Source organism: Halobacillus sp. A1, from assembly GCF_024189295.1.
Taxonomy (GTDB): Bacteria; Bacillota; Bacilli; order Bacillales; family Halobacillaceae; genus Halobacillus_A.
Map to the genome: position 1 here is coordinate 21,236 of NZ_JAIZEN010000029.1, position 6,610 is coordinate 27,845.

Here is a 6,610-nt window from a genome sequence, read left to right on the forward strand (position 1 = left end):
AGGAGAAAGTTAAATGGATATGATTGAATTAGTGAAAGTGATCATTTTGGGGATGGTAGAAGGTTTAACTGAATTTGCTCCAGTCTCCTCCACAGGTCATATGATTATCGTAGACGACCTATGGCTGCAATCGAGAAGTTTTTTGACGGAGTATGGGGCTAATACTTTTAAAGTCTTTATCCAGCTCGGTTCAATTACGGCCGTTGTCATTGTTTTCAAGGACAGGTTCAGAGACATGCTCGGCTCAATAATGGGCAGAAAACAAGCTATTAAAAATAAACTGAAAATCAGTCATATCATTGTGGGTCTTCTGCCAGCTACGATCTTAGGGTTATTGTTCGAAGATTATATTGATGATTACCTATTTTCTACCTCAACTGTTCTTGTAGGATTAGTAGTCGGAGCGGCATTAATGATCGTTGCGGATTTGATTAGCTTAAAAACGCCGTTCACCGATACAGTAGATGATATGAGCTATCGCCAAGCTTTTACGGTAGGACTTGTCCAAAGCTTCTCTTTATGGCCGGGGTTCTCGCGCTCAGGGGCCGCGATATCCGGTGGGGTATTGATGGGCATGAGTCATCGTGCTGCGGCTGATTTCACCTTCATAATGGCGGTGCCGATCATGTTCGGGGCAAGTTTTATATCAATATTGAACAACTGGAGTTATTTCACATGGCACGCCCTCCCATTATTTATGATTGGTTTTATCACAGCTTTTCTATTTGCTTTGCTGTCTATCCGTTTCTTCTTACGTGTTATTCAAAGGGTTAAGCTGATTCCTTTTGCAGTGTATCGCATAGTGCTGGCCGTCGTTGTATACGTTTTATATTTCTAGCGGAGGGATTTCTAAAGTGGAAGAATGGATCATTAAATTCATTGATCTTTATGGATACTATGGTGTTTTTATCTTGATAGCAATTGAAAATGTATTCCCTCCCATTCCATCTGAAATCATTCTGACTTTCAGTGGTTTCATGACGACTCAAACGTCCATGACCGTATTGGGAGTGATTGCCCTATCTACCTCAGGTTCGATTACAGGGGCGATCGTTCTATATTATATCGGAAAAATCATCGAAATCAGATCATTAGAAAGCTTTATCGATCGATACGGAAGTTTTTTTAGAATGACGACGGAAAACCTTCACCAGGCCATGACATGGTTTGAAAAATATGGAGGAAGGACTATCTTTTTCTGCCGTCTCATCCCTATCATTAGAAGCTTAATTTCTATTCCGGCCGGTGTGACCGGTATGCCAATGACTAAGTTTCTTGTCTTTACTTTGTTAGGAACTCTATTGTGGAACAGCTTGCTCATCTTGATCGGAGCTCAACTCGGCGCATCGTGGTGGAAAATCTCAGAATATATGCAAACTTACTCTGTTATTCTTATCAGCACAGCTGCTATTCTCACCAGTTTACTTCTAATTGTGAAGATGAGAAGCCGATTTAAAGCCGGCAAATAAAATAACATTCGCAATTCTACGACGAATTGCGAATGTTTTCATAGTTTTTTTAGATTGAATTGAGCATTCAATTGCCCCCGAATCATATGATCCCGGACTTCTCGGTCTTTGTTTTCATTTTGAAGTTCTTTTTTTATTTCATAGGTTTGTATGCCTTCTTCCCGTTTATTTGCAATTTCCATTAATAATTCTATATCAGAAAATGAGTACTTCCTTGTACCCCTTTCCGTTCTTTCAGGGAAAATCAGCCCCCTCGACTCATAATATCGAATCATGCGGCATGACAAGCCTGTGATTTCATTAACAATTCCTATCGTAATGACTTTCTTATCCTTGTAAGAAGACATAATAAACTCCTTTAATCAGCTATGTTAGTATGAATTGGATTAGATACCTCCTCCCTCTGGAATTTCACATTTACACAATTTTATTTTGGGTGACCATTGACTTAAGCTGACTGACTGTAAGTGTGCAGGAATGCTCTTCAGAAGCTGATAAAATTCCTGCATCTATCAACTTTCTTATATAACAAAGTTTTACGTCGTTCACTGCTTTTCTTAACTGGTTGGGCTCGGAGACTTCCATGATCCAATCGTAATTCTCTTCTTCTTGAAAGTTCTTATGTTCCATTTAAGAGTTCCTCCTCTTTACTGAAAATAAAACTAAAAAAAACAGGACAGATGCTAAAATGGAATGACTATCAGGTACTTATGAAGCAGGAGCTTCATTCCTTTTTATCTTTTGTTATTATCATCATAAAACATTAAAGCAAGAATGTCAGTTCAAATGTCAGAAAATCTAACATGGTTTTTCGTTTAATCTTACACAATGTTAGGAATAATAACATACAATCATTTATTACCTAAGTTCATATAAACTTCCTTTTCTTGATTATTCAGTATTGAAATGTTTGAACTTTTTCCGTTATGTGTGACAGCTTCGGAACTTCAGGAAAATCACTCATTTTCTTGTGGAGGACCACTAGAAACGTTCATTCAGTGACTTTAATAAAGGTCGAACGAACATTATATTTTGGAACTCGAAACAAAGACGCAGTATTTATTTTCAAGGTAGCCTATTAGTAAAAAGAAGCGTCCAATCGTAATTGATTGGACGCTTCTTTTTACTTATATCCATTTATAATTTCACTGAGTTTACCCGTTTCTGGGTCGATTACTAATCCATGGACTGGAACTTCATTCGGCATCAAAGGATGGTTGCTCACTGTTGCTACACTCTCTTTCACGCTTTCTTCTACATTATTAAAGCCGCGAAGGAATTTTTCAAGATCCACTCCTGAATAGTTCAAGGTATCAATTACTTCCTGACCAATACCTCGCTCTTTGACTTTCTGCAGCGTACCGTCCGCTTCAAGACTGGCCATTCCGCAATCATAATGTCCAACTACACATACTTCCTCCGCCCCAAGTTCGTGGACAGCTATAAGGATACTACGCATAATGCTTCCGAACGGGTGGGAAACGATGGCTCCGGCAGTTTTGACGATTTTGGCGTCACCATTTCCAACATTCATAGCTTTAGGAAGCAGCTCGACTAATCGAGTATCCATACAAGATATAATGACTAATTTTTTATTAGGGAATTTACCCTTTTGATATTTCTCATATTGTTTATTTTCTACAAATTGTTCATTATGCGTAAGTATTTCATCAAGTAATTTCACAATTATTCCTCCCAGCTTTTCTTTGATCTTTTTTTCTATAATATCTATTTTTCGACAATTTGCCAAGTTATTAGAGCATCGGACACCCGCTTAATTTGATTTTTCTTATAAAATCATCCTAATTACACATAAATATTTAGGGCTTTCCTATCGTTTCATCTACATTGTATAGGGTAAAATATTACATATGTACCTTTATTCGTTAATGTCGATTATCCTAACCTAGGCTGACCCGATTAAAAATGCTTTTCAATTTTCAAAGGGGGATGAATATGAGCAGAATTCGATTGATACCATTTGAAGTTGAGGAAATTATTGAAGCCAGAAACGAAACTCCTGAAGGGGTCAGAATGATTCAGGCACCTGAAATATGGGAGGACTCAGAAAAAGGTAAAGGGAACGTGTTAGCCGTCATTGACACAGGGTGTCAAAGAGATCACCCTGACTTAAAAGAGAGAATTATTGATGGCAGAAATTTTACATCCGATTTTAATGGAGAGGCCGACAACTATGATGATAATAATGGTCACGGTACTCACGTTGCAGGCACTATTGCGGCTTGCTGCGCCGAAGAAAATGGTATTTTCGGCGTGGCTCCAGAAGCGGATTTACTGATCATCAAAGTATTAAGCGAAGACGGCAGCGGAGATTATCAGTGGATCATCGACGGCATCCATCACGCCATCGATTGGGAAGGTCCTGACGGTGAAAAGGTAAGAGCCATTTCGATGTCTTTAGGTGGGCCTACTGATGTGCCTGAACTATATGAAGCAGTTAAACGCGCTATAGACCAGGGGATTCCAGTAGTATGCGCAGCTGGAAATGAAGGAGATAACCGGCCAGAAACCGATGAATTCGCATATCCCGGAGGCTACAACGAGGTGATTCAGGTTGGAGCTATAAATTTTAATAAAGAAATAGCTCCTTTCAGCAATACAAATGATGAAATCGATTTAGTTGCACCCGGAGTCAATATTTTGTCCACATACACCGAAGGAAAATATGCTAAGTTATCAGGGACCTCCATGGCTACTCCTCATGTGACTGGAGCCCTGGCTTTGGTCGCAAATATCGCTGAGAAACAATTCGATCGGAAGCTTACTGAAAGTGAATTGTACGCCCAGCTTGTGAGAAGGACTATACCTTTAGGCTATCCAAAATCAGCGGAAGGAAACGGGCTCCTAGCGTTAGCTATACTAGATCAATTCGAAAAACTGTTCCAAACTTTCAACACTACGTTCAACATACCGGCGAAGGAAGATTTATCTGTCTCATCAAAAAAATCGTAAAAATAGCCGTTTGTATCAAAAGCTGATACAGACGGCTTCATTTTTTATAATCGTCTAGAAAATCTTTTTGGAAACTCGTAGTAATTGTAGGATCAGTTGGATTTTTCAGCCGCTGGAATGTACCTTTTCCATACTTTTCAGTCAAAGTTTCCATTACTTTATAGAGTTTCTCTTTGCTGGCGTGCTGTTCATAGCTGAAAAGGTCAAGCTGCTGAGTCAATTCATTTTTCTCCACCAGGTCCTGAGCCGTTACCCCAAGTAGTCTGATGGGAGATTGATTCCAATGCTCATCAAAAAGCTGAACCGCTGCATAAAACAACTGATCGCTTGTCGAAATATAATCCTGAAGCTGTCTGCTTCTAGTAATCGTTTTCCGGTCATGGTAGCGAATCGTAATTTGAATATTTCTGGCTAGAACAGTTTTATTTTTCATCCGAGCTTCAACTTTATTCGTTAACCGACGGAATACTTGACGTATTTCTAGATCTTCAGTCGTATCCTGAGCGAGAGTAGTCGAAGTACCAATACTCTTGAACTCGTGGACAGCTTCAGGATCTACGGGCCGATCGTCAATTCCGGCCGCTCTTTTTTGCAGTCGTTCTCCATTTATACCGAGAAGATTTTTTAATTCTAGCGGTGAATGACGGGCTAAATCACCGATCGTGTTCACATGAATCTTACGAAGTTTTTCAGCCGTTTTTTCTCCCACCCCATACATTTCTTCTATTGGCAATACCCACAACTGCTTTTCCAGCTCTCTTTTACGTAAAATCGTTATTCCCATCGGTTTTTTCATATCAGAAGCCATTTTAGCTAAAAACTTATTGGGTGCAATCCCGATACTGCAAGGAAGATCCAACTCTTGAAAAATTCTGTGTTGAATCCTTTCTGCTATCTCAGGTGGTGACCCCTGGTCCTTGCATTCGGTAATATCCATATAACCTTCATCGATAGATACTGGCTGCACCATATCCGTCACGTCAGCAAGTATTTTAAACATTTCCTTCGAAGCTGTTCGATACCTATCGAATGTAGGTCTCATGACTATGAGATCAGGACATAGCCTTTTTGCTTCACCAACAGGCATTGTCGTTTTCACACCGTATTTCCTGGCTTCATAGCTGCTAGTCACAACGATTCCCCGTCGTTCTTCAGGATTGCCCGCAATCGCTAACGGTTTTCCTTTCAGAGAAGGGTCGAAAGCCATTTCTACTGAAGCATAAAAACTATTCATATCTACATGAAAAATGACTCGGCCATTTTTCGGGTACCATTTCGACATGGCCATCCTTCCTTTATTCGAACGTTCGTTCTAACATTGTATCATACTTTAGGTCATTTGAATCCGATGACATACCTCCCCAAAACCATAAGAGCTGTCAACAAAAGTCCATTAATTAACTTCGTAGTAAATATAACTTTAAACATGGCTATGTTAAAGGTGGTTGTTGATATTGATAAGTGAGTTATTCAACAATATGGCAGGATAGTGGAAGACTTGATTTCGAGACATTTGGTGAGTGAGTAAGGGCGGCGGGGAATGGCTCGCTTTCCGTGGGAGCGCGGTGAGCTTCCTCGGACGTCCCGTCCTGTGGGATCTCACCCAGCACTCTCTTCCCACAGGAGTCTTCACCATTCCCCGCCGCCCTTCACTATATGCGCTTCTCGAAATCCACAAAATAAGATAATTCTTACCCATTCTATTTTATGCATGCTCCACAAATAGCCACCGATGATATTTCCTTCATTTGTGTTCGAAAAGGATACATCTCACGTTCCCTTTATCAGCTCACTCCAGTCCAAACGCTGCTGAACAAAGCGCTATCGCCTATAAAATGGAGCGTCACAGTTTTCCTCCCCATACGAAGTTAGTGAGAAAAAGAACCACATTCACTCAGAAGAAGCGTCTTTCATCTCTGTCCTTTGAGAATAGAGAGCTCTATAACAAGTTTTTTTCAACATGAGCACTTACTATGAGAATCAGTTTGCTTTTTCATTAAGTGGTTTCGAGATACTTATATGGCAGAGGGGCGGAGGGAAATGGATTGTCAACACAAAACTAGACAATTTCATTAAGGTGTTTCTTCTTAAATTCTATAGGACTAAGGTAGTTGAGAGTGCCATGAATGCGAATATGATTGTACCAGTGGACATAATCAAATAAAGCC

8 protein-coding genes are annotated in these 6,610 nt (G+C 40.0%); 3 read left to right on the forward strand and 5 right to left on the reverse strand.

The window, feature by feature from the left end; all coding sequences use genetic code 11:
- The first annotated feature begins 13 nt into the window (after positions 1-13).
- Together LF817_RS18360 and LF817_RS18365 are read left to right on the forward strand one after the other, a co-directional pair.
- Complete coding sequence (locus tag LF817_RS18360) at positions 14-838, forward strand: undecaprenyl-diphosphate phosphatase (protein ID WP_253937269.1); 825 nt, start codon at positions 14-16, stop codon at positions 836-838.
- A gap of 16 nt (positions 839-854) precedes the next feature.
- Positions 855-1,469 carry a DedA family protein gene (locus LF817_RS18365; RefSeq protein WP_253937270.1) on the forward strand — a complete coding sequence of 205 codons (615 nt, stop codon included), beginning with the start codon at positions 855-857 and terminating at the stop codon, positions 1,467-1,469.
- Between the two features lie 38 nt (positions 1,470-1,507).
- Here LF817_RS18365 and LF817_RS18370 read toward each other — a convergent pair whose 3' ends face one another.
- From LF817_RS18370 to LF817_RS18380, 3 genes are all read right to left on the reverse strand, one after another.
- Positions 1,508-1,816, reverse strand: coding sequence for a MerR family transcriptional regulator (locus LF817_RS18370; protein WP_253937271.1), 309 nt, complete (start codon positions 1,814-1,816; stop codon positions 1,508-1,510).
- Positions 1,817-1,886: 70 nt separating this feature from the next.
- The gene (locus LF817_RS18375; RefSeq protein WP_253937272.1) at positions 1,887-2,099 is read right to left on the reverse strand and encodes a hypothetical protein; all 213 of its coding nucleotides are present in this window, start codon (positions 2,097-2,099) and stop codon (positions 1,887-1,889) included.
- Between the two features lie 493 nt (positions 2,100-2,592).
- Positions 2,593-3,153 carry a beta-class carbonic anhydrase gene (locus LF817_RS18380; RefSeq protein ID WP_253937273.1) on the reverse strand — a complete coding sequence of 187 codons (561 nt, stop codon included), beginning with the start codon at positions 3,151-3,153 and terminating at the stop codon, positions 2,593-2,595.
- Between the two features lie 272 nt (positions 3,154-3,425).
- On the opposite strand from LF817_RS18380, the gene LF817_RS18385 reads away from it, so the two are divergent.
- Positions 3,426-4,442 (forward strand): S8 family peptidase, encoded by a 1,017-nt coding sequence (locus LF817_RS18385; protein WP_305882265.1) that lies wholly within the window; start codon positions 3,426-3,428, stop codon positions 4,440-4,442.
- A 37-nt stretch (positions 4,443-4,479) separates the two neighbouring features.
- On the opposite strand, the gene LF817_RS18390 is transcribed toward LF817_RS18385, so the two are convergent.
- On the reverse strand, positions 4,480-5,724 hold the full coding sequence (locus tag LF817_RS18390) for a DNA polymerase IV (protein WP_253937275.1): 1,245 nt from the start codon (positions 5,722-5,724) through the stop codon (positions 4,480-4,482).
- A 777-nt stretch (positions 5,725-6,501) separates the two neighbouring features.
- The coding region (locus tag LF817_RS18395) for an IS3 family transposase (protein WP_253937276.1) at positions 6,502-6,610 on the reverse strand (109 nt) is incomplete at its 5' end.

Excerpts from the sequence above, each read along its gene's own strand:
- LF817_RS18360 (WP_253937269.1), top strand. The coding sequence starts at position 14 with ATGGATATGATTGAATTAGTGAAAGTGATCATTTTGGGGATGGTAGAA.
- LF817_RS18370 (WP_253937271.1), bottom strand. The coding sequence starts at position 1,816 with ATGTCTTCTTACAAGGATAAGAAAGTCATTACGATAGGAATTGTTAAT.
- LF817_RS18375 (WP_253937272.1), bottom strand. The coding sequence starts at position 2,099 with ATGGAACATAAGAACTTTCAAGAAGAAGAGAATTACGATTGGATCATG.
- LF817_RS18385 (WP_305882265.1), top strand. The coding sequence starts at position 3,426 with ATGAGCAGAATTCGATTGATACCATTTGAAGTTGAGGAAATTATTGAA.
- LF817_RS18390 (WP_253937275.1), bottom strand. The coding sequence starts at position 5,724 with ATGTCGAAATGGTACCCGAAAAATGGCCGAGTCATTTTTCATGTAGAT.